The sequence below is a fragment of the Streptomyces sp. NPDC002104 genome, from assembly GCF_053593795.1.
In genome coordinates this window covers 118,500-139,145 of the sequence record NZ_JBSFDF010000003.1, presented here as the reverse complement: position 1 = coordinate 139,145, position 20,646 = coordinate 118,500, and the positions used below count along the sequence as shown (strand labels likewise).

General features: G+C 73.2%; 19 protein-coding genes and 1 riboswitch. Of the genes, 7 read left to right on the top strand and 12 right to left on the bottom strand.

The window, feature by feature from the left end:
* Positions 1-6: 6 nt before the first annotated feature.
* Together ACWCP2_RS04305 and ACWCP2_RS04300 are read right to left on the bottom strand one after the other, a co-directional pair.
* Positions 7-1,176, bottom strand: a complete 1,170-nt coding sequence (locus tag ACWCP2_RS04305) for an aminotransferase class V-fold PLP-dependent enzyme (protein WP_450907053.1) — start codon at positions 1,174-1,176, stop codon at positions 7-9.
* Between the two features lie 37 nt (positions 1,177-1,213).
* Positions 1,214-2,137, bottom strand: a complete 924-nt coding sequence (locus ACWCP2_RS04300; protein WP_450907052.1) for a LysR family transcriptional regulator — start codon at positions 2,135-2,137, stop codon at positions 1,214-1,216.
* Positions 2,138-2,264: 127 nt separating this feature from the next.
* Between ACWCP2_RS04300 and ACWCP2_RS04295 the strand changes: the two genes are divergently transcribed.
* Positions 2,265-2,648 carry a YybH family protein gene (locus ACWCP2_RS04295; RefSeq protein ID WP_450907051.1) on the top strand — a complete coding sequence of 128 codons (384 nt, stop codon included), beginning with the start codon at positions 2,265-2,267 and terminating at the stop codon, positions 2,646-2,648.
* On the opposite strand, the gene ACWCP2_RS04290 is transcribed toward ACWCP2_RS04295, so the two are convergent.
* The 3 genes from ACWCP2_RS04290 to ACWCP2_RS04280 form a co-directional block, all read right to left on the bottom strand.
* The gene (locus ACWCP2_RS04290) at positions 2,645-3,283 is read right to left on the bottom strand and encodes an anaerobic ribonucleoside-triphosphate reductase activating protein (RefSeq protein ID WP_450907050.1); all 639 of its coding nucleotides are present in this window, start codon (positions 3,281-3,283) and stop codon (positions 2,645-2,647) included. The genes ACWCP2_RS04295 and ACWCP2_RS04290 overlap by 4 nt on opposite strands.
* Entirely contained in the window at positions 3,280-5,058 is a 1,779-nt protein-coding gene (locus ACWCP2_RS04285) for a ribonucleoside triphosphate reductase (RefSeq protein WP_450907049.1), read from the bottom strand. The genes ACWCP2_RS04290 and ACWCP2_RS04285 overlap by 4 nt, the downstream gene beginning before the upstream one ends.
* 44 nt (positions 5,059-5,102) lie before the next feature.
* Positions 5,103-5,244, bottom strand: a riboswitch (cobalamin riboswitch).
* A 124-nt stretch (positions 5,245-5,368) separates the two neighbouring features.
* A complete protein-coding gene (locus tag ACWCP2_RS04280; RefSeq protein WP_450907048.1) occupies positions 5,369-7,018 on the bottom strand; it encodes an endo-1,3-alpha-glucanase family glycosylhydrolase in 1,650 nt (549 codons plus the stop codon).
* A 328-nt stretch (positions 7,019-7,346) separates the two neighbouring features.
* Here ACWCP2_RS04280 and ACWCP2_RS04275 point away from each other — a divergent pair, with 328 nt between their 5' ends.
* Positions 7,347-7,799: a hypothetical protein gene (locus ACWCP2_RS04275; RefSeq protein ID WP_450907047.1), complete on the top strand. Its 453-nt coding sequence runs from the start codon at positions 7,347-7,349 to the stop codon at positions 7,797-7,799.
* Positions 7,800-7,874: 75 nt separating this feature from the next.
* On the opposite strand, the gene ACWCP2_RS04270 is transcribed toward ACWCP2_RS04275, so the two are convergent.
* Both ACWCP2_RS04270 and ACWCP2_RS04265 read right to left on the bottom strand, forming a co-directional pair.
* Positions 7,875-10,094: an NADP-dependent isocitrate dehydrogenase gene (locus ACWCP2_RS04270; protein ID WP_450907046.1), complete on the bottom strand. Its 2,220-nt coding sequence runs from the start codon at positions 10,092-10,094 to the stop codon at positions 7,875-7,877.
* Between the two features lie 236 nt (positions 10,095-10,330).
* The gene (locus ACWCP2_RS04265; RefSeq protein WP_450907045.1) at positions 10,331-10,684 is read right to left on the bottom strand and encodes a DUF805 domain-containing protein; all 354 of its coding nucleotides are present in this window, start codon (positions 10,682-10,684) and stop codon (positions 10,331-10,333) included.
* A 271-nt stretch (positions 10,685-10,955) separates the two neighbouring features.
* Between ACWCP2_RS04265 and ACWCP2_RS04260 the strand changes: the two genes are divergently transcribed.
* Positions 10,956-11,972: an NAD-dependent epimerase/dehydratase family protein gene (locus tag ACWCP2_RS04260; protein WP_450907044.1), complete on the top strand. Its 1,017-nt coding sequence runs from the start codon at positions 10,956-10,958 to the stop codon at positions 11,970-11,972.
* A gap of 78 nt (positions 11,973-12,050) precedes the next feature.
* Here ACWCP2_RS04260 and ACWCP2_RS04255 read toward each other — a convergent pair whose 3' ends face one another.
* Both ACWCP2_RS04255 and ACWCP2_RS04250 read right to left on the bottom strand, forming a co-directional pair.
* The gene (locus ACWCP2_RS04255; protein WP_450907043.1) at positions 12,051-13,211 is read right to left on the bottom strand and encodes a sensor histidine kinase; all 1,161 of its coding nucleotides are present in this window, start codon (positions 13,209-13,211) and stop codon (positions 12,051-12,053) included.
* Complete coding sequence (locus ACWCP2_RS04250) at positions 13,208-14,005, bottom strand: response regulator (RefSeq protein WP_450907155.1); 798 nt, start codon at positions 14,003-14,005, stop codon at positions 13,208-13,210. The genes ACWCP2_RS04255 and ACWCP2_RS04250 overlap by 4 nt, the downstream gene beginning before the upstream one ends.
* 216 nt (positions 14,006-14,221) lie before the next feature.
* Here ACWCP2_RS04250 and ACWCP2_RS04245 point away from each other — a divergent pair, with 216 nt between their 5' ends.
* The 3 genes from ACWCP2_RS04245 to ACWCP2_RS04235 are packed head-to-tail and all read left to right on the top strand — an operon-like array spanning position 14,222 to position 16,301.
* Positions 14,222-14,956 (top strand): glycosyltransferase family 2 protein, encoded by a 735-nt coding sequence (locus ACWCP2_RS04245; protein ID WP_450907042.1) that lies wholly within the window; start codon positions 14,222-14,224, stop codon positions 14,954-14,956.
* Positions 14,953-15,588: a TIGR04282 family arsenosugar biosynthesis glycosyltransferase gene (locus ACWCP2_RS04240; RefSeq protein ID WP_450907041.1), complete on the top strand. Its 636-nt coding sequence runs from the start codon at positions 14,953-14,955 to the stop codon at positions 15,586-15,588. Before ACWCP2_RS04245 ends, ACWCP2_RS04240 begins: the two co-directional genes overlap by 4 nt.
* The gene (locus tag ACWCP2_RS04235; protein ID WP_450907040.1) at positions 15,585-16,301 is read left to right on the top strand and encodes a class I SAM-dependent methyltransferase; all 717 of its coding nucleotides are present in this window, start codon (positions 15,585-15,587) and stop codon (positions 16,299-16,301) included. The genes ACWCP2_RS04240 and ACWCP2_RS04235 overlap by 4 nt, the downstream gene beginning before the upstream one ends.
* A 246-nt stretch (positions 16,302-16,547) precedes the next feature.
* On the opposite strand, the gene ACWCP2_RS04230 is transcribed toward ACWCP2_RS04235, so the two are convergent.
* Positions 16,548-17,360: a chitosanase gene (locus tag ACWCP2_RS04230; RefSeq protein WP_450907154.1), complete on the bottom strand. Its 813-nt coding sequence runs from the start codon at positions 17,358-17,360 to the stop codon at positions 16,548-16,550.
* Between the two features lie 278 nt (positions 17,361-17,638).
* Here ACWCP2_RS04230 and ACWCP2_RS04225 point away from each other — a divergent pair, with 278 nt between their 5' ends.
* Complete coding sequence (locus ACWCP2_RS04225; RefSeq protein WP_450907039.1) at positions 17,639-18,694, top strand: class I SAM-dependent methyltransferase; 1,056 nt, start codon at positions 17,639-17,641, stop codon at positions 18,692-18,694.
* 42 nt (positions 18,695-18,736) lie between these two features.
* Here ACWCP2_RS04225 and ACWCP2_RS04220 read toward each other — a convergent pair whose 3' ends face one another.
* Together ACWCP2_RS04220 and ACWCP2_RS04215 are read right to left on the bottom strand one after the other, a co-directional pair.
* Positions 18,737-19,363: a GNAT family N-acetyltransferase gene (locus ACWCP2_RS04220; protein ID WP_450907038.1), complete on the bottom strand. Its 627-nt coding sequence runs from the start codon at positions 19,361-19,363 to the stop codon at positions 18,737-18,739.
* Positions 19,364-19,474: 111 nt separating this feature from the next.
* The gene (locus ACWCP2_RS04215; protein WP_450907037.1) at positions 19,475-20,563 is read right to left on the bottom strand and encodes a magnesium and cobalt transport protein CorA; all 1,089 of its coding nucleotides are present in this window, start codon (positions 20,561-20,563) and stop codon (positions 19,475-19,477) included.
* Positions 20,564-20,646 lie beyond the last annotated feature (83 nt).

Sequence of the window (20,646 nt, the reverse complement as noted above, 5' to 3'; positions counted from 1 at the left end):
CCCGGCTCAGCGCAGGTAGGCGGGCAGGACCGCGGCGAGGTGCTCGTACTCCTCGGCCCGGTTGTAGATCTGCCCGCTCACCCGGATGCCGCCGCCGCCCGGCCAGGGCCAGATGAGCACCCGGATCCGCTGCTCGGCCGCGATCCGCTCGCGCAGAGCGGCGGAGGCCGCCGGGGTTTCGGCCACCCCGGGCGGCAGGCGGAGCGTGCGCAGGGCGAGACCTTCGGTGTGCGGGAGCGGGACGATCCCGGGGATCCGCGCGAGCAGGGCCGCTCCGTAGGCGGCCAGCGCGCTGTTGTGGGCCCGCACCTTGGCCGCGTCGAGCTCCTCCAGCAGGTCGAGGCCTTCCGGGGCGGCGAGCCAGCCGGTGTAGTCGAAGGTGGCCCGGTTCTCCACGGAGCGCGGGTAGCCGTGGTGATCCTCCCAGGAGGGCACGGGCGGCCGGACCCGGGCGCGGTGCCGCGGGGCGACGGACAGGATCGCCGTGCCGGACGGGGCGTAACCCCATTTGTGGAGGTTGCCGAACCAGAAGTCGGCGCCTCCGCCGAGCGGGTCCGGGATCATGCCGGGCGCGTGGGCGCCGTCCACGATGGTGGTGACGCCCCGCTCGGCGAGTTCGGCGAGCAGCCGGGGCGAGGCGATGAGCCGGGCGGTGGGCGAGCTGATGTGGTCGAGGACGGCGACCCGGGTCCGCGGGGTGACTCCGGCCAGCACGGTTTCGCGTACGGCGTCCTCGTCGGGGAGGCCGGTGCCCAGGGACACGGTGGTGAGGGGGGCGCGCCGGGCTGCGGCCGCGACGACGGTGCCGTAGCCGTGGTCGGTGACCAGGATCTCGTCGCCGGCGGCGAACTGCACGGCGTCGAGGGCCACGTTGGCGGCCTCGGTGGCGTTGGAGACGAAGGCGAGCCCGTCCGGATCGGCGCCGAGCCGGGCGGCGATCCGGGCCCGGGCCGCGACGAGCCGGTCGGGGGCGCCGAGGAAGAAGGCGTCGGGGTCGGCGTGCGCCTCGGCGCGCAGGGCGGCCTGCGCTTCCTGGACGGGGACGGGCACCGCGCCGAACGATCCGTGGTTCAGGTGGCGGATCTCGTCGGAGAGCCGGAACAGCGCGCGGCCGCCCGGGAACTCGGCGGGACGTATGAGCCCGGCGGGCTCGGCGGGCTCGGCTGGCGCGGTCACGTGGACCTCCGTGGGTGCGGCGCGGCTGTCGACCCGATCATGCCCCGCCCCCGCCCGGAACGGCACCCCCTCCCCCGGCCATCGGCGCCGCGAAGGCGCGGCGGCACCGCAGGACCAGCTCCCGCAGGGCGGGGCTGCGGGTGTCGCGCCAGACCAGGGACAACAGGGCCGGGATCGTCACGTCCTCGATGGTCCGGGCGGTGAGGCGGTCGCGGTAGGAATCGGCCATCGAGGCGCTCAGGACGGCGACCCCCAGGCCGCGCGCCGCGAGGTCCGCGACGGCATCGGCGGCCCCGGCCTCCAGGGCGATCCCGGGCTTCAGCCCCTGTCCGGCGCAGGCCTGGTCGAGCACCGTACGCAGCCCGGTGCCCGGGGGCATGCAGATGACCGGGTGTCCGCCGAGGTCGCGCAGGGTCACCCGGTCCGCCACGGCCAGCGGGTGCCCTGGCGGCACCGCGACGACCAGGCGCTCGCTGATGAGGGTGAGCGCCTCCAGTCCGTCGGGGGTGGTGGCGGCGGTTCCGGCGAGGGCGAGGTCGACGGCGCCGGTGCGCACCGCCTGGACCAGGCGGTCGGAGTTGTCCTCCAGCAGGGCGATCTCCACGCCGGGGTGGGCCCGGTGGAAGGCGGCGAGGGCGTCGAAGAGGGGGGTGATGGTGCAGCCGACGACCATGCCGACGGTGAGGCGGCCCCGGATCAGGCCGGTCACCTCGCCCACCGCCTGGGCGAGGGCGCCGGTGGCGGCCAGCGCGGTGCGGGCGTGGTCCAGGGCGGCCTTGCCCGCGACGGTGAGGGTGGCGGTGCGGGAGGACCGGTCGAAGAGCTCGGCGCCCAGTTCCTCTTCGAGGCGGCGGATCTGGGCGCTGACACCGGACTGGCTGATGTGGACGCGTTCGGCCGCGCGGGTGAAGTTCTGCTCCTCGGCCACCGCGATGAAGTATTCGAGCTGCCTCAGTTCCATGACTGGAGATTCTAGCTCTCAGCAGAACCAGCTGTTGGACTTCTGATCCGGCGGGCGCGAGGCTTGGAGCACAGCACGGAGGACCGAGCACACCGGATCGAGCACGGATCGAGCACAGGAGGCAGCGATGTCGGACTACGCGTCGTACGAGAAGGCCCTGCACCCCGAGGACATCACCCGTCTGTTCGTCGAGCGGTCCAACGCCGGCGACGCCGCCGGGGTCGCCGCGCTCTACGAGGAGGACGCCGTGATGGCCTTCCCGCCCGGCGAGCTGACGGTGGGCCGGGAGGCCATCCGCGCCCTGTGGGAGCAGGTACTGGTGCACCGGCCCCACTTCGAGCCGGAGCCCCCGCTGCCGACGCTGGTGAGCGACGGCATCGCCCTCACCTCCACCCCGCCGAGCGACGGCACCGGGGCGCGGGCCCAGGTCGTACGCCGCCAGCCGGACGGAAGCTGGCTGCGGCTGCTGGACCAGCCGGAGTTCGCCTCGGCCCCCGGCGCGTCCGCCTAGACCGCCCGGTGTCGGGCGGCCGGCGGCCGCATGGTCTGGCGGAGGGTGGGTCCCGCGCCCAGGTCCGCGAGCCAGGCGTCCAGGCCGTCCATCGCGGTCGGGTCCAGCAGGGCCGGGTCCACGGTGGTGCGGAGCTGGTGGGGCACCCCCGAGGCGAGCAGGAGGCGCAGGCTGCGCTCCGCCGAGGCGGCCGCGTGGCCGAGGCCGGTGACCCGTTCGTAGCGGCCGGGCGGGGCCTTGACGTCGAAGCCGACCCAGTCCAGCAGGCCCGCGTCCAGCAGCCGGGCCAGGCGCCGGGGGAAGGCTCCCCCGGTGTGGAGCCCGACCTCCAGGCCGAGCGCGCGGGCTTCCCTTGCGGCTTGCGGCAGACCGCGCTGGAGCAGCGGTTCCCCGCCCGAGAAGACGATCCCGTCGAGCAGCCCCGTACGGCGGGCGAGGTGGCCGAGCACCTCGTCCCAGGAGACGGCGGCGGGGGCGCGGGCGGGCAGCAGGGCGGGGTTGTGGCAGTAGTCGCAGCGCCAGGGGCAGCCCTGGCAGAAGACGGTGGTGACCAGCTTGCCGGGCCAGTCGCAGGTGGACAGCCGGGACCAGCCGCCGATGCGGACGGCCTCCCCGGCCGCCGCCGGGGCGGTCACACCGCCGCCTTGAAGTGGACGCGCTCGGCGTGTTCGCCCTTCTTGCCGATGTTGAAGGAGGACACCGGGCGGTGGTAGCCCATGACCCGGGTCCAGACCTCGCACACGGCCCCGCAGGTGGGGCAGTGGGGCTGCTCCCCCGCCAGGTAGCCGTGGTCCGCGCAGATGGAGAAGGTCGGGGTCACCGTCAGGTACGGGAGCCGGAAGGTCTCCAGCGAGCGCCGGACGAGCTTGCGGCAGGCCTCCGCCGTCGGGATCCGCTCGGGGGTGTACAGGTGCAGGACGGTGCCGCCCGTGTACTTGCCCTGCAGCTCGTCCTGGCGCTCCAGCGCCTCGAACGGGTCGTCGGTCCAGCCGACGGGCAGCTGCGAGGAGTTGGTGTAGTACGGGTTGGCGTCGGTGCCGGCCTGGAGGATGCCGGGGAAGCGGGCCCGGTCCTCCTTCGCGAAGCGGTACGTCGTGCCCTCGGCGGGGGTGGCCTCCAGGTTGTAGAGGTGGCCGGTGCTCTCCTGGAACTCGACCATCCGGGCCCGGACCCGGTCCAGGAGGCGGACCGCGAGGGCGTGGCCCTCGGGCGCGGTGATGTCGTGGGCGTCCCCGCTGAAGTTGCGGACCATCTCGTTGACGCCGTTGACGCCGATGGTGGAGAAGTGGTTGCGCAGGGTGCCCAAGTACCGCTTGGTGTAGGGGAGGAGACCGCCGTCGATCAGGTCCTGGACGGTGATCCGCTTGAGTTCGAGGCTGTCCCTGGCGAGTTCGCACAGCCGGTCCACCGCGGCCAGCAGCCCCGTCTCGTCGCCCGCGTGAAGGTGGCCGAGCCGGGCGCAGTTGAGGGTGACCACGCCGAGCGAGCCGGTCTGCTCGGCGCTGCCGAAGAGGCCGTTGCCGCGCTTGAGCAGTTCGGTCAGGTCGAGCTGGAGCCGGCAGCACATGGAGCGGATCATGTGGGGTTCGAGCGCGGAGTTGATGAAGTTCTGGAAGTACGGGAGCCCGTACTTGGCGGTCATCGCGAAGAGCCGCTCGGCGTTCTCGCTCTCCCAGGCGAAGTCCTTGGTGATGTTGTAGGTCGGGATGGGGAAGGTGAACACCCGGCCGGTGGCGTCGCCCTCCGTCATCACCTCGATGTACGCCCGGTTGATCATGTCCATCTCGGCCTGGAGCTCGCCGTAGGTGAAGCCGGTCTCCTCCCCCGCGACCACCGGGACCTGCTCGCGCAGGTCCTCGGGGCAGATCCAGTCGAAGGTGAGGTTGGTGAAGGGGGTCTGGGTGCCCCAGCGCGAGGGCACGTTGAGGTTGTGCACGAGCTCCTGGACGCACTGCCTGACCTGGTCGTACGTCAGCGCGTCGAGGCGGACGTAGGGCGCGAGGTAGGTGTCGAAGGAGGAGAAGGCCTGGGCGCCCGCCCATTCGTTCTGCAGGGTGCCGAGGAAGTTCACGATCTGGCCGACGGCCGAGGACAGGTGCCTCGGCGGGGCGGAGTCGATCTGTCCGGGGACTCCGTTGAAGCCCTCGGCCAGCAGGGTGCGCAGGGACCAGCCGGCGCAGTAGCCGGAGAGCATGTCCAGGTCGTGGATGTGGAGGTCGCCCTCGCGGTGGGCGCGGGCCACGGCGTCGGGGTAGACCTGTTCCAGCCAGTAGTTCGCCGTGACCTTGCCGGCGGCGTTGAGGATGAGGCCGCCGAGCGAATAGCCCTGGTTGGCGTTGGCGTTCACCCGCCAGTCCCGGCGGTCCAGGTATTCGGTCACGGTCTCTACGGCGTCGACGACAGCAGTCACGGCAGCCCTCCCACGAGGCTCGGCACGGAAGAATGGCGGGCCCTCCTCGAAGGCCCGTGCCGGCAGGTGTCGGACTCGTCCGCCTCTGGCGGACTCACCGTTGCGGGGCAGTCCCGGATTCCCACCGGGTTCCCTGTTGCCTCGGTCGGGGAGAGGCCCCGCCGAACCGGCAGAACCAACACTACATATAGATGCGGGAGTGGATGGCCACCACTACATATGGGGTGACGAAGGTCCCGAACCACGGGACTTCGGCCCCTGCGAGTCCACGCCGGGGCCCCTGCGGGCGCACGCCGGGGCCCCCGCGGACTCAGCTCCGGCCGCTGGTGGCGGCGTAGTACTGGAGGTCCTGGACCTCGACCGTGCGGTCCACCCGGTACGGCAGCTCCACCCGGACCCCGGTCCTGCCGTCCCGCACCACGGCCGCCGAGCCGGTGCCCGGACTCAGGGGCAGCAGCTCGGAGTGGACCCCGGCCGGGGCCGCGTGCGCGCCGCCGTCCGCCCCCACGGCCGTACGGATGCTCGCGGGCGCGGTCAGGAAGCTCAGCACCTCCACCGTGTCCCGGGCCGCGGCGCTGCCGCCCCGCAGCGACATCACGAGGGACTGGCCGCCGCTCGGGTCGGCGGCGGCGAACTGGGTGCGCGAGCTCAGGTACAGCGTGTCGCGGACGACCTCCGGCCAGCCGCCCGTCTTGAACCGGGTGAGGTAGTAGGAGGAAAGGTCGAGGTAGGCATGGCCGTTGTGCAGGGAGGGCGCGAACTGGCTGCCCTCGCTGTAGTCGTTCCAGGTGGTGAGCTGGACCCAGTCGGCCCCGTCCTCGATGGCGCGGTTCCATGTGGCGCGCAGGGTAGCGGTGTTGCCGGCCTCGTCGTAGATGCCCTGGTTGGGGCGGGCGTCCTGGACCGACACGGGCTGCATCCAGATCCTGCCCGCGGCGTGGGCGCGCCGGACGTCGCGCGTGGAGCTCTCCTGGCCGACGTAACTGCGGCTGCCCCACTCGGAGAATCCGTAGCTGATGGGCTCGAACTCCCCGCTGTGCGAGCCGAAGTCGAGGAAGAGCGGGACGAAGGCGGTCCGGATGCCGTGCCGGGACTTCAGGACGTCCATGACCCGCGTCCACCAGGCGGCGCTCTTCTCCTCCGCCTTGAACGGCGAGACGACCAGCCGTCCGTCGGGCAGCCGGTGCGCGGCCGGGGACGCGGCGAGGTCCGCGAGCAGGCCGGCGAGCACGGCCGGGTCGTCGGTGCCCAGGGAGGTCATGTCCGGCATCAGCATGATCTTGAACCCGGGGTCCACCGAACGGGCCGCCTCCATCAGGAGCTTGCAGCGTTCGAGGTTCTTCCCGGAGAGCGAGAGCAGGTCGAGGGTGAATCCGTCGAGGCCGGCGGCGCGGGCCGTACGGACCTCCTGCTGGAGGTTGGCGAGCTCCCAGTTCCCGCCCTTGGGCGCGACGGGCAGCGGCCGGTCGCGCAGCAGGCCGCCGTAGCGCTCGTGCTTGCCGTTCTCACCGTCCGGTTGCAGGTAGTTGCGGGTGTAGTAGTCGGCGTCGGCGCTCGCGTTGTCCAGGGAGAGCGGGTACGGGGTGAAGTAGTGCGCGAAGACCAGCTTCTTGCCGGCGGCGCCGGAGCGCAGGGCGGCCGGCTGCGGCATGTCGAAGGGCAGGGGTCCGGAGGGCCGCACCCCGTCGCCCGTACCGGGCCCGGGATCCTCGGGTTCCGGGGACGGCCCGGCCGGGCTCTGCGGGGCGGTGGCGCCCGGACCGCCGGCGGCGGGGCCCGTGGCCGTGGGCGCGGGGCTGTCGCCCGGGGTCCCGGGCAGGGTGGCGTCCGGGACCGGTTCCGGGCGGACCTGCGCGCCCGCGACGGTACGGGTGTCCCAGGCGATCCCCGCCGCGGAGCACACGCCCACGAGGAGGAAGGCCGACAGGAAGAAGCTCAGCAGGGGTCTTCGGCTCCGCAAGCCCGCACGGCGCCGGTGCGACGCGCGCCGCGCGCCCCGCCCTGCACGACGCCGGTCCGCACTCATCCTGGCCCCTCCCCCGCATGTCCGCGCCATGCCCGAACACCGGGCCGCACAGCAGCAGTACAGCGGATTACGGGCCCCCGGACAACCAGGGTGGACAAAGGCATGTGACCTGTACAACTCCGGCGATCACCGGGCGCCACGGTCCTTTCACCGGAATAGGGAATTCCCCTGGCCTTTCCCGAAAACTGGCGCATAATCGTCTTCATGCGGCTTGAAACAACCCTCTTGCCGCAGGTCACGCATGCAGGGGGGCATCGTGCCGATGAGGGATTCCAGAGGAGCCGGTACGTTCCCGGCGACCTCCGCCGAGCTGTCCCGTCTTTTCACCGCCGTGCGCCGGGGCAAGGTGCTGACCGTCACCGGTCGGTTCCGGGAGCCCCGCAGCCAGTTGGTGCGCGAGATCGGGCAACGGCTCTCGTCCAATTTCTACGACGGCGTGGCCGTGGTGTCCATGGACCGGCGGTTCGGGATCCGCGATCTGACCGCCGCACTGGGCTGTCTGCCGGGCATGCCCTTCCTGCCGTGCGGGACGTCGAACGCGGCGTCGTGGCTGGCGGAGCGCGACATGCTGCTCGTCCTCGACGGCTGCGAGCACCTCGCGTCCGAGACGGTCGACTGGCTGCGCGAGCTGCTCGCCGTGGCCCCCGGGCTGCGGATCCTGGCCGCCGGGCCCGGCCCGCTGGCCTTCTCCACGGATCAGGTGCACCGGCTCTGACCGGGCACGCGAACGGGTCCGCCCCGGCCGGCTGATGCCGGCCGGGGCGGACCCGTGCACGCGGTGCGGTGGACCTCAGCCGAGGAGCGCGAGCGCCGCGTTCAGCGTCGCGGACGGCCGCATGATCGCCGAGGCCTTGGCGGCGTCGGGCTGGTAGTAGCCGCCGATGTCGGCCGGGGAGCCCTGGACGGCGATGAGCTCGCCGACGATCTTCTCCTCGGACTCGGCCAGCGTCTTGGCGAGCGGGTCGAACGCCGCGGCCAGCTTCGGGTCGTCGGTCTGGCGCGACAGCTCCTGCGCCCAGTACAGGGCGAGGTAGAAGTGGCTGCCGCGGTTGTCGATGCCGCCCAGCTTGCGGCTCGGCGACTTGTCCTCGTTGAGGAAGGTGCCCGTCGCCCGGTCCAGGGTGTCGGCCAGCACCTGGGCGCGGGCGTTGCCGGTGGTGGTGGCGAGGTGCTCGAAGGAGACGGCCAGCGCGAGGAACTCACCCAGGGAGTCCCAGCGCAGGTAGTTCTCCTTGACGAGCTGCTGGACGTGCTTCGGGGCGGAGCCGCCGGCGCCCGTCTCGAAGAGGCCGCCGCCGTTCATCAGCGGGACGACCGACAGCATCTTGGCGCTGGTGCCCAGCTCCAGGATCGGGAACAGGTCGGTCAGGTAGTCGCGCAGCACGTTGCCGGTCACCGAGATGGTGTCCTCGCCGCGGCGGATCCGCTCCAGGGAGTAGGCGGTGGCCTCGACCGGGGACAGGATCTTGATGGTCAGACCGGCGGTGTCGTGGTCCGCGAGGTACGTCTTGACCTTGGCGATCAGCTGCGCGTCGTGGGCGCGGCCCTCGTCGAGCCAGAAGACGGCCGGGACGCCGGTGGCGCGGGCGCGGGTGACGGCGAGCTTGACCCAGTCCTGGATCGGCGCGTCCTTGGTCTGGCAGGCACGGAAGATGTCGCCGGCGGCGACCTCCTGCTCGATGACCGTGGCACCCGAGGCGTCGACGACGCGGACGGTGCCGGCGGCGGCCAGCTCGAAGGTCTTGTCGTGGCTGCCGTACTCCTCGGCCTTCTGGGCCATGAGGCCGACGTTCGGCACCGAGCCCATCGTGGACGGGTCGTACGCGCCGTGCTTGCGGCAGTCGTCGATGACGGCCTGGTAGACACCGGCGTAGCTGCTGTCCGGGAGGACGGCGAGCGTGTCGGCCTCGGCGCCGTCCGGGCCCCACATGTGGCCGGAGGTGCGGATCATGGCCGGCATCGAGGCGTCGACGATGACGTCGGACGGCACGTGCAGGTTGGTGATGCCCTTGTCGGAGTCCACCATCGCGAGGGCCGGGCCCTCCGCGATCTCGGCGTCGAAGGAGGCCTTGATCGCGTCGGCGTCGGGCAGCGCGCCCAGGCCGTTCAGGATGGTGCCGAGGCCGTCGTTCGGGGACAGACCGGCGGCCGCCAGGGTCTCGCCGTAGCGGGCGAAGGTCTTCGGGAAGAAGGCGCGGACCACCTGGCCGAAGATGATCGGGTCGGAGACCTTCATCATCGTGGCCTTGAGGTGCACGGAGAACAGGACGCCCTCGGCCTTGGCACGCTCGATCTGGTCGTTGAGGAAGGTGCGCAGCGCGTCGACGTGCAGGACGGACGCGTCCACGACCTCGCCGGCGAGCACCGGTACGGAGTCGCGCAGCACCGTGACGGCGCCGTCGGCGTCGACGTACTCGATGCGCAGCGTGCCGGCCTCGGCCATCACGGCGGACTTCTCGGTGGAGCGGAAGTCGTTCTCGCCCATGGTGGCGACGTTCGTCTTCGACTCGCCGGTCCAGGCGCCCATGCGGTGCGGGTGGGCCTTGGCGTAGTTCTTGACCGAGGCGGGGGCGCGGCGGTCGGAGTTGCCCTCGCGCAGGACCGGGTTGACGGCGCTGCCCTTGATCTTGTCGTAACGGGCGCGGTTCTCCCGCTCCTCGTCGCTCTTCGGGTCGTCCGGGTAGTCCGGAAGCGCGTAGCCCTGGCCCTGGAGCTCGGCCACCGCGGCCTTGAGCTGCGGGATCGACGCCGAGACGTTGGGCAGCTTGATGATGTTGGCCTCGGGCGTCTTCGCCAGCTCGCCGAGCTCGGCGAGGGCGTCCGCGATGCGCTGGCCCTCTTCCAGGTACTCGGGGAAGCTGGCGATGATCCGGCCTGCCAGGGAGATGTCACGGGTCTCGACATTCACACCGGCCGTCGACGCGTAGGCCTGGATCACAGGCAGGAACGAATACGTCGCGAGGGCCGGGGCCTCGTCAGTGTGCGTGTAGATGATGGTCGAGTCAGTCACCGGATGCTCCGCTCCACAGTCTGCGTCTCTCGTCTGCAACATTGCTCGACATCAAGATATCTCGTGATCGGGCCGGTCTGGACAGCCCCCTGCGCAAGGTCGGACGAGACGCGCGTCACGCAGGGTGCCCGGAGCGCCCTGGACGCCGAAAGCGCCGCCACCGGCTGTTTCCAGCCAGGGGCGGCGCTCGGGTACCACTCGGGCACTATTCGGCCACTACGGGTTCACGGACCCGCTCAGGCGTGGACGGCCTTCGGGCTCGGGCCGTACTGGTTCGGGCCGGGGGTGCCCTCGGTGGCCATCAGGACGATGGCCCAGATCCAGCCGACGAGGGGGATGATGCCGACCAGGATCCACCAGCCGGACTTGCCCTGGTCGTGCAGGCGGCGGACGCCCACCCCGAGCGAGGGGAGGAAGAGGCCGAGCGCCAGGAGGGAGTACAGCAGCGGGTAGGTGGTGAGCACGAGGTCGACGATCATGACGGCGATCAGCAGCACCACGTAGATGAGGGTGTACATCCAGTATTCCTGGCGCCGGGCGCGGCCGTTGAAGTCCGCGTACCGCTTGACGACATCGGTGAAGTAGTGCATGGGTCCCCCCAGAGGACGACGTTCCGGCCCACCCGGACGGAGCAAGCCGGGGCAGAACTTATGCCCCGCTTACGTCGCGGTCAAGCCAGTTGACGCGGCACCAAAAAGGTTACTTTTCGCCGCTCGGTGGCCCAAACACTCCAGTACCGGGCGCACCTTGGGACCCCCTGCCCCCATGTGCTCACCGCCCGTGACGAAATGACCTGACGGAAGTCTTACGGCGGGGCGTGGGAGCCCCCTCCGCGCCCCGGCAGTCCGTAACGTCCCGGTCATGCGCGTACTCGTCACCGGCGGATCCGGGTTCATCGGGTCCCACATCGTTACCACTCTGCGTCTCCACGGCCACGACCCCCTCGTCCTGGACCTCGTCCCCCCGGCGGACGGCGGCGAGTTCGTCCGGGCGGACGTCCGCGACCCCGAGGCCGTCCGCACGGCCCTGCGCGGCGTGGACTCCGTCTGCCACCAGGCCGCGATGGTCGGCCTCGGCAAGGACTTCGCGGACGCCCCGGCCTACGTCTCCCACAACGACCTCGGCACGGCGGTGCTGCTCGCCGCGATGGCGGACGGCGGGGTCCGGGACCTGGTCCTCGCCGGCTCGATGGTGGTCTACGGGGAGGGCCGGTACGAGTGCCCGCGCCACGGTGTGGTCCGCCCGGGCCCGCGCCGCGCCGCCGACCTGGCCGCGGGCCGCTTCGAACCGCACTGCCCCGTCTGCGACTCGGAACTGGCGCCGGGGCTGGTGGCCGAGGACGCGCCGACCGATCCCCGCAACGTGTACGCGACCACGAAGCTGGCCCAGGAGCACCTGGCGGCCTCCTGGGCCCGCTGCGTGGACGGCCGCGCGGTGTCGCTGCGCTACCACAACGTGTACGGCCCGGGGATGCCGCGCGATACCCCGTACGCGGGCGTGGCCTCCTTCTTCCGCTCCTCGCTGGCGCGGGGCGAGGCCCCGCAGGTGTACGAGGACGGCGGCCAGCGCCGGGACTTCGTCCACGTGACGGACGTCGCGCAGGCCAACGTCCTGGCCCTGGAGGCCTCGACCCCGCCCGGCCTGTGCACCGCGTACAACACCGGCAGCGGAACCCCGCACACGGTGGGCGAGATGGCCACCGCCCTGGCCACGGCCCACGGCGGCCCCGCCCCCGTGGTCACCGGCGCGTACCGTCTCGGCGACGTCCGCCACATCACGGCCGACTCCCACCGCCTGCGCACGGACCTGGGCTGGCGCGCGGAAGTCGATTTCGCGAAGGGCATGACGGACTTCGCGCACGCCGCACAGCGCCCCTGAGGCGGGCGAGGAGCGGGGCCGCCGCGGGCCGTGGCCGCGGCGGCGCCCCCGGGGCTCCGGCCCCGGGCCGGCGCCGCCTCAGGCCGGCACCGGCAGGGTCACCTCGAAGCGGCACCCTCCGGGAACGTTCCGTACCGCCGCCCGCCCCTCGTGCGCCTCCACGATGCCCCGTACGATCGCCAGCCCCAGCCCCGCGCCCGCCGGAGGCGCCGGCACCGCGGCCGCCCCCGCCGAGGCCACCCCCGCCGGAGGCGTCCGCGCCTGCGTGCCCCGCCAGCCCGTGTCGAAGACCCGCGGGAGGTCCTCCGCCGGGATCCCGCCGCAGCCGTCCGTCACGGAGACGACCACCGCTCCCCCGTCGGCCCGCACCGAGGCCGCGATGGCCACGGTGCCGTCCGCCGGGGTGTGCCGGATCGCGTTGATCAGCAGGTTGGCCAGGACCCGGGTCATCTCCTTGCCGTCGACCTCCACCGGCACCCGGTCCACCGCCGCGCCGTCGAGCCGCACCCCGCGCTCCCGCGCCAGCGGGTGCACCCCGGACAGCGCGTCGCCGACCAGGTCGTACACGGACATGCGGCTCGGGCTCAGCGCCAGTGCGCCCGCGTGGATGCGGGACAGCTCGAAGAGGTCGCCGACCATGGAGTTGAGCCGCTCGACCTCGGTGCGGATCTGCCGGTGGTAGCGCGCCGGATCCTCCGCCATGCCGTCCTCCAGCGCCTCGGACATCGCCCGCAGCCCCGCCAGCGGGGTCCGCAGATCGTGCGAGATCCAGGCCACCAGCTCCCGCCGCGAGGTCTCCAGCGCCCGCTCCCGCTCCCGGGACACCGCCAGCTTCTCGCTGGTCGCCGCAAGCTCCCGCGACAGCGAGGCCAGTTCCGCCGTGGCCGGCGCGGGCGGCGCCGCGAAACTGCCGCCGTCACCGAAGTCCCGTGCGGCCAGCGACAGCTCCCGGCTGCGCGCCACCACCCACCGCCCCAGCACCAGCGCCACGGCCAGCGAGACCACCGCCGCCATGGCCACGACCAGGGTGACCACCCCGAGGTCGTGCCGGGAGAGGAACATCGCCTGGGCCACCGCGAGCGTTCCGGCCAGCATCGCGGTGACCGTCACCGCGGCGATCACCGTCAGGGACACCGCCACCGACCGGTGCCGCACCAGCCTCAGCACGAGCGCGCCGAACGCCCCCGCGCAGACGGCCCCGCCGAACGCGAACAGCGCGATGAGCAGTATGTCCTTCATGCCGCGGCCCCCTCACCCGGTTCGCCCGCATCACCTGGCTGGCCCGCATCACCTGGTGCGCCCGGTTCACCTGGTTGGCCCGCATCACCTGATTCGCCCGGTTCACCCGGTTCGAAGCGATAGCCGACGCCCCACACCGTCTGGATCAGCTGCGGCCGCCCCGGGTCCTCCTCGACCTTGGCGCGCAGGCGGCGTACGTGCACGGTCACCGTCGACAGGTCACCGAAGTCCCAGCCCCATACCTCGCGCATCAGCTCCTCGCGCCCGTGCGCCTGCCCGGGATGCCGCAGGAAGTGCGCCAGCAGGTCGAACTCCCGTACGGTGAGAGCCAGTTCGCGTCCGTCCTTGGCGGCTCGGTGGGTGGCCGGATCGAGGGTGATCCCGGCGCCCGTGAGCCGGTCCCCTCCCCCGCCGGTCCCCGGCGCGGCCTCGGCCCCGGCGGCCGCCGCGCGGCGCAGCACGGAGGCGACCCGCAGGACGAGCTCGCGCGGGCTGAAGGGTTTCGTGACGTAGTCGTCGGCGCCCAGTTCCAGTCCCGCGATCCGGTCGTCCTCGTCGCCCCGCGCCGTCAGCATGATCACGGGCACCGGGCCGGCCGCGCGGAGCCTGCGGCACACCTCCAGCCCGTCCAGGCCCGGCAGCATGAGGTCCAGGACGACCAGGTCCGGGCGGATCAGGGCGGCGCGGGCGAGGGCCGCCGGGCCGTCCGCCGCGCTCTCCACCGTGTAGCCGGCGCGCCGGAGGTAGCCGGTGACGACCTCCGCCACCGTCGGGTCGTCGTCGACGACCAGGATGCGCGCGGGCGCGGGCCGCGCGCCGTCCGCGCCGCCGAGGCCACCTCCACCGCTCCTGCTGCCGCCGCTGCTGCTCACGCCGTCACCGCTCATACGGTCCAGCCTCCCACCCGCGGGCGCCCGCCAGGGCCCCGGACCGCGTCCGTGGGGGCGACGTCCGCGTTTCGTAAGGAGTCCACGGCCCTTTTCCGGGGCCGCGGTTCCTACGGTGAATCCGTGAGCGAAACCGTGACGGTAGACGTCGTACTTCCCTGTCTGAACGAGGCCGAGGCCCTGCCCTGGGTCCTCGCGCGCATCCCGGACGGCTGGCGGGCCCTGGTCGTGGACAACGGGTCCACCGACGGCTCCGCCGAACTCGCGCGGTCCCTCGGCGCGACCGTGGTCACCGAGTCGCGGCGCGGTTTCGGCGCCGCCTGCCACGCCGGGCTGCTCGCCGCCGAGGCGGACGTCGTCTGCTTCTGCGACTGCGACGCCTCGCTGGACCCCGGGCTGCTGACCGGCTTCGTGGCGGCCGTCGCCGCGGGCCGGGCCGATCTGGTGCTCGGACGGCGCCGTCCGCAGGGCCGCGGCGCCTGGCCCGCGCACGCCCGGGCCGGGAACATGGCGCTGGCCCGGCTGCTGCGCCGGCGGACCGGACTGCGGCTGCGCGATCTGGGCCCGATGCGGGCCGCACGACGGGAGGCCCTGCTCGGGCTCGACCTGTCGGACCGGCGTTCGGGCTATCCGCTGCAGATGGTGGTCCGGGCCGCGGACGCGGGCTGGCGGATCCGGGAGGTGGACGTGCCGTACCTGCCGCGCTCGGGGAAGTCGAAGGTGACGGGCACCTGGCGGGGCACCTGGCAGGCGGTGCGCGACATGAGCCGGGTCCTGGCGCAGCCGGCCGGCGGCCCCGTCGGCGCACCGGCCGTCGACCGGTCCGGTGCGGCTGCACCCTCGGGCGGTGCCCGATGAGCACGACCACCCTGCTGGTGATCGCGAAGGAGCCGGTCCCGGGCCGGGTCAAGACCCGCCTCACCCCGCCGTTCACCCCGGCCGAGGCGGCCGCGCTGGCCGAGGCCTCGCTCGCCGACACCCTCGCCGCCGTGGCCGCGGCTCCCGCGCGGCGCCGGGTCCTGGTCCTGGAGGGCCGCCCCGGTCCGTGGCTGCCGCCCGGCTTCGAGGTGGTCCCGCAGTGCTCCGGGAGCCTGGACCTGCGGCTCGCCGCCGCGTTCGGGGCCTGTGACGGGCCCGCGCTGCTGATCGGCATGGACACCCCGCAGGTCACGCCGGAGCTGCTGGACGTCGACTGGTCGGCGTACGGGGCCTGGTTCGGGCCGGCCGTCGACGGCGGGTTCTGGGCGCTCGGGCTGGCCGTCCCCGACCCGGCGCTGCTGCGCGGGGTACCGATGTCGGTGCCCGGGACGGGCGCGGTCCAGTACGAGCGGCTGCGCGCGGCCGGGCTGCGCACCGGCCGGCTGCCCGTCCTGCGGGACGTCGACACCGCCGAGGACGCCCGCCTGGTCGCCGCCGAGGCCCCGGCGAGCGGCTTCGCCGCGCGGCTGGCGGAGTTCGCCCCGCGCCCGACCCGGCCGGTGCTGCGATGACCACGCTCACCTCGGGCGGCGCCCGGGCCGGCGGTCCGGTCAGCGCCTGGTCGGCCGATCCGTACGCGGTGGCCCTGCGCCGCGGCCGCGGGCCGCTCTACCTGCGGCGGGGCGACGGGTGGCTGCTCCCACTGGACGTGGAGCGCTGGTGCGAGGCTCCGGACGGCGCCGACCGGACGGTGCTGGGCCGCTGCCGGGGCGCCGTCCTGGACATCGGCTGCGGCCCCGGCCGGCTGGTCGGCGCGCTGGCCGCCCGCGGGCACCGGGCCCTGGGCATCGACGTCAGCCCGGAGGCGGTGGCCCGGACCGCCCGCTCGGGCGCCGCCGCCCTGCACCGGTCGGTCTTCGACGCCCTTCCCGGCGAGGGCCGCTGGGACACGGCGCTGCTCATCGACGGGAACATCGGCATCGGCGGGGATCCCACCGCGCTGCTGCACCGGGCGGCCGAGGTGCTCGCGGTGACGGGCTCGCTGATCGTGGAGTGCGTGCAGGCGGAGGCCGGGGCCGATGTGGACGAGCGCTGCGAGGTCCGGGTGGCCGACGGCCGCGGCGGCCTGGGCGCTCCGTTCCCCTGGGCCCGCGTCGGCCCGGCGGCCCTGGCCCGGCACGCGGCGGCCGCGGACTGGACCCCGTCGGGCCACTGGACCTCGGCGGGCCGGGCCTTCACCGTACTGACGCGGGGAGCGGCCGACCCCGTAGCCCCGACCTCGTAGCCCTGACCCCGTAGCCCCGACCTCGTAGCCCTGACCCCGTAGCCTCGACCTCGTAGCCCCGACTTCGTAGCCGCAGCCCCGGAGCCGGGGCCGTCAGCGCAGCCCTCCGTACGCGGCCCTCACGATTTCCCTGCCGCGGTCGTCCTGCTGACGGTCCCGGTCGGTCGGCTGTGGATCCCGGTCGAGCGGATCCACAGCCGGGAGCACCGCGGCCGGCGCCAGGAGCGGGTCGCGCCCGCGGAGCGGTCAGCCGATGTGGAACGGGTCCCCGTAGACCTTCCAGTCCAGGGGGGTGTTGAGGTTGAGGTTGCCCTTCTTGAGCCACACCCGCTGGGCCGTGTCGACGCGGCTGGTGTCGCTGTGCGCCTCCTCCTGCTTCATCGCCCAGACCCTGGCGTCGAGGAACGCGTTGAGCCAGGTGGTCTCGTTGCCGCCCTGGGCCGGGGGCTTGGCCTTGGACAGGGCCCGCTTGCGGATGTTGCGGAAGCTGGTGGAGTCATCGCCGTCGCCGTGCATGACGATGGCGTCGTAGTAGGTGAACTGGCCCAGCACGCCGACCCCGTCGGCCTTGCCCTGGTTCACCGCCGGGTTGAAGTAGACCCGGTCGCGCTCGTGGTCCTGGGCCTTCTTGAAGTCGGAGTCGGAGGCCGCCTTCACCCAGTCCTTGGTGAAGTTGGGGTCGAGGCCGGCGTGCGAGTCGCTGCCGTCGACCTTCCGCAGGGCGGGAAGGTACTTGGCGAGCACGTTGCCCGGCTTGATCTGCGTGTAGTACTCGACGAGTTCGAGCATGTCGTGGGTGCCGGAACAGAACCCGATGATGCCGGCCGTGTAGCCGCGGCCGTCGTCTATGTCCTCGATGTACTTGTACTGCGCCTTCCAGTTCAGCGAGGAGTTCTCGGCGCTGGAGACGATCTGCATCGCGATGTCCTTCTTCACCGGGTCGTCGAGTCCGACGGCGGCGGGCAGCACCTGCGCGGAGACCGGTGCCGCGGCGGGGGCGGCGGCCGGGGCGGTCGCGTGGGCGGTGACGGGCACGGCGAGAAGGGCGGCGCCGAGCACGGTACTTACGGCCAGTCGCTTGCGGTGGGGGGTGAACACAGTTCCTCCATGGGGGAGTTGTTGCTCTGGCGACTTCGTTAGGAAACTTTACTACCAGAACTCGCGCCACCTCAAGACCCCGGCACGACCCGCTCCGGCCGGACGGGGTTCGACATTCCCACCCCTGGCATATGAGAGGCTGCGCGGTGCATGCTTACGCAGATGCGGCCGTTTCCGGTCACTGGCACCTCATATGCACGATCAACAGCACGCGCACGACGCAGGAAAGGAAGGCGCCGATGGCCGTCCTCGTCATCGGAGACGCACCCACCGCCGCCATCGAGGCGGCCGGACTGCGGATCCACCCGTGCCGGCCCGACGCCGACGACCCGCTGCCGGACTCCCTTGCCGGGATCGACGCGCTGATCCTCTCCCCCGGGGCCACCCCCGCCGCCCTCCCCCTCGTCGGGCCGGCGCTCGCCGCCGAAGTGCCCGTTCTCGCCCTCGGCGAGGGAGCCCGGCTGCTCACGGAGGCGGCGGGTACGGCAGGTTCGTCGGGTACGGCAGGTCCGGCGGGTACAGCAGGTCCGGCGGGTGCGGCAGGTCCGGCGGGTACCCGGGGCGCCGGAGGTGGCACCGATCCCCTCCTCGGGGGCGGCCGCGCCCCGCACGGGTTCCGCGTGGGCGCCAGCGCCTGGGGGCTTCCCGTCCTGGGCGAGGCCGACCGCGAACTGCTGCGCCGCTTCGCCGAGCTGGTCGCCGGGCGGGCCCAGACCACGGCCACCCGCGCCTTCTTCACACCCCGGGCCGCCGCCTGGGAGGAGCGGTTCGCCTACCAGACCCCGGCCTACGAGGCCGCCGTCGCCCGGATGGGGCTGCGCCCCGGGCAGTGCGCGCTCGACCTGGGCTGCGGCAGCGGCCGCGCCCTGCCCGCACTGCGGGCCCTGGTCGGCGCCACCGGCACGGTGATCGGCGTCGACGTCACGCACGCCATGCTCGACGCCGCCACCCGCGCGGGCCACGGCGGCCCGGCGCGGCTGCTGCTCGCCGACTGCGTGCGGCTCCCGCTGCCGGCCGGCGCCGTCCACGGCATCTTCGCCGCCGGGCTGCTGGACCACCTGCCGCGGCCGGCCGCCGCCCTGCGCGAGTGGGCCCGCGTCACCGCCCCCGGCGGGGAGCTGCTGCTCTTCCACCCCTCCGGCCGGGCGGAGCGCGCCGCCCGGCACGGGCGCGCCGTCAGCCCGGACGACCCGCTGGCCGAACCGAACCTCCGCCCGGCCCTCGAAGCGGCGGGCTGGCACGTGGCCACGTACGAGGACGCCCCCACGCACTTCCTGACCCGCGCCACCCGCTGACCGGGCACGCCGAGGCGGCCGCGGGGCGGGGCGGGGCCGCTCTCAGCCTTGCGGGCCGTCGGCGCTGTGGGCCGCCAGGCGGGCCCGCAGACCCCGCTCCACTTCCGGCCACTCCGGGCGCGTGATGCTGTACACCGCCGTATCGCGGATCCAGCCGTCCCGCATGACCATGTGGTGCCGCAGCACGCCCTCGTGCTGTGCGCCGAGCCGGGTGATCGCCGCCCGCGACTTCGCGTTGCGCACGTCCGTGAGCAGCTCGACGCGGTTCATCCCCATCGTCTCGAAGGCGTGCCGCAGCATCAGCAGCTTCGCCTCCGCGTTCGCACCGCTGCGCTGCCGGGACGCGGCCAGGAAGGTCCAGCCGATCTCCAGCCGCCGGTTCGCGGTGTTGATCACCATCAGCCGGGTGGACCCGATGACCCGCCCGGTCCGCGCGTCCACCGTGGCATACGGGATCTGGTGGCCCTGCGCCCGCGCCTCGACGGCGTCCTCGATGAAGCCCCGTACGTCGTCCGGGTGCGGGACGATCGTCACCGCGAGCTCCCAGAGACTGCCGTCGCGGACCGCCTCGCACAGCCCGTCGTGGTGCCGCGGCTCCAGCGGCTCCAGCCGCACAAGGTCCCCGGCCAGCTCCGCCGTCGCCACCGCGCCCACCGCTGCCTGCTGCATGTCCCGACCTGCCCCATTCCTCGTGGTTGCGCGCCGCCACGGGGACCCTACCGGGCCCGGCGGGCCGGCCTCGCGGGGTTTTCCCGCGGTCCGGCCCTCCCGCCGGGACCTTCAGAGCCAGCCGTTGCGCCGGAAGCCCCGGTGGATGACGAAGCACGCGACCGCCATCACGCCGAGCACGAGGGGATATCCGTAGGTCCAGTGCAGCTCGGGCATGTGATCGAAGTTCATGCCGTAGACCCCGCAGACCATCGTGGGGACGGCGACGATGGCCGCCCATGCGGTGATCTTGCGCATGTCCTCGTTCTGGGCGACGGTCACCTGCGCGAGATGGGCCTGCAGTATCGAGTCGAGCAGGGCGTCGTACGCGTTGATCTGGTCGGTGGCGCGGGTCAGATGGTCGGCGACGTCCCGGAAGTACGTGCGCATCTCCGGCGGGATGACCGGTATCGGCTGGGTGCTCAGCTGATGGAGCGGACGGGCCAGCGGGGCCACCGCCCTGCGCAGTTCCAGCAGTTCGCGCTTGAGCTGGTAGATCCGGCCGGCGTCCCCGCGTCCGCCGTGCTCGCTGAAGACCATGGTCTCGACGTCGTCTATGTCGTTCTGCACCGCGTCCGTGACGGCCACGTACTCGTCGACCACGTGGTCGGCGAGGGCGTGCAGGACGGAGACCGGCCCCTTGGCCAGCTGCTCGGGGAGCGCCTCCAGCTCCTCGCGGACCGACCCGAGGGTGCCGCGCCCGCCGTGCCGGATGGTGATGACGAAGTCACCGCCGGCGAAGGCCATGAGCTCCCCGGTCTCCACCACCTCACTGGTCGCGGTCAGTTCCTCGTGCTCCACGTACCGCACGGTCTTGAACACGGCGAAGAGCGTCTCGTCGTAGCGCTCGATCTTGGGCCGCTGGTGGGCCCGGACCGCGTCCCCGACGGCGAGCGGGTGCAGGCCGAGCAGCTCGGCCAGCACGGCGAACTCCTCCTGCGAGGGCTCGTGCAGGCCGACCCAGACGAAGCCCTCGCCCGTCTTGCGGACGCGGCGCAGTGCCTCGCCCACGTCGGCGTGGCCGTGGCCGTCCTGGCGTACGCCGTCCCGGTACACGATGCAGTTGACGACGGCGCTGCCGAGCGGGGAGCGGGCCGGGTGGCTGAGGTCGACGGTCCGCCGGTAGGTGCGGCGCACGGCCCGGCGCAGGGTGCTGAACATGGACAACGGACGTACTCCCCTTCGGCGGATCAGCGGCCAGTGTGCCACCGGTACGCGGACCGCCCCACCAGCCGGGCAGGATC

Coding starts and splice junctions, on each gene's coding strand:
- ACWCP2_RS04300 (WP_450907052.1), bottom strand. CDS start 2,137: ATGGAACTGAGGCAGCTCGAATACTTCATCGCGGTGGCCGAGGAGCAG.
- ACWCP2_RS04295 (WP_450907051.1), top strand. CDS start 2,265: ATGTCGGACTACGCGTCGTACGAGAAGGCCCTGCACCCCGAGGACATC.
- ACWCP2_RS04275 (WP_450907047.1), top strand. CDS start 7,347: ATGAGGGATTCCAGAGGAGCCGGTACGTTCCCGGCGACCTCCGCCGAG.
- ACWCP2_RS04265 (WP_450907045.1), bottom strand. CDS start 10,684: ATGCACTACTTCACCGATGTCGTCAAGCGGTACGCGGACTTCAACGGC.
- ACWCP2_RS04260 (WP_450907044.1), top strand. CDS start 10,956: ATGCGCGTACTCGTCACCGGCGGATCCGGGTTCATCGGGTCCCACATC.
- ACWCP2_RS04255 (WP_450907043.1), bottom strand. CDS start 13,211: ATGAAGGACATACTGCTCATCGCGCTGTTCGCGTTCGGCGGGGCCGTC.
- ACWCP2_RS04240 (WP_450907041.1), top strand. CDS start 14,953: ATGAGCACGACCACCCTGCTGGTGATCGCGAAGGAGCCGGTCCCGGGC.
- ACWCP2_RS04235 (WP_450907040.1), top strand. CDS start 15,585: ATGACCACGCTCACCTCGGGCGGCGCCCGGGCCGGCGGTCCGGTCAGC.
- ACWCP2_RS04225 (WP_450907039.1), top strand. CDS start 17,639: ATGGCCGTCCTCGTCATCGGAGACGCACCCACCGCCGCCATCGAGGCG.
- ACWCP2_RS04220 (WP_450907038.1), bottom strand. CDS start 19,363: ATGCAGCAGGCAGCGGTGGGCGCGGTGGCGACGGCGGAGCTGGCCGGG.
- ACWCP2_RS04215 (WP_450907037.1), bottom strand. CDS start 20,563: ATGTTCAGCACCCTGCGCCGGGCCGTGCGCCGCACCTACCGGCGGACC.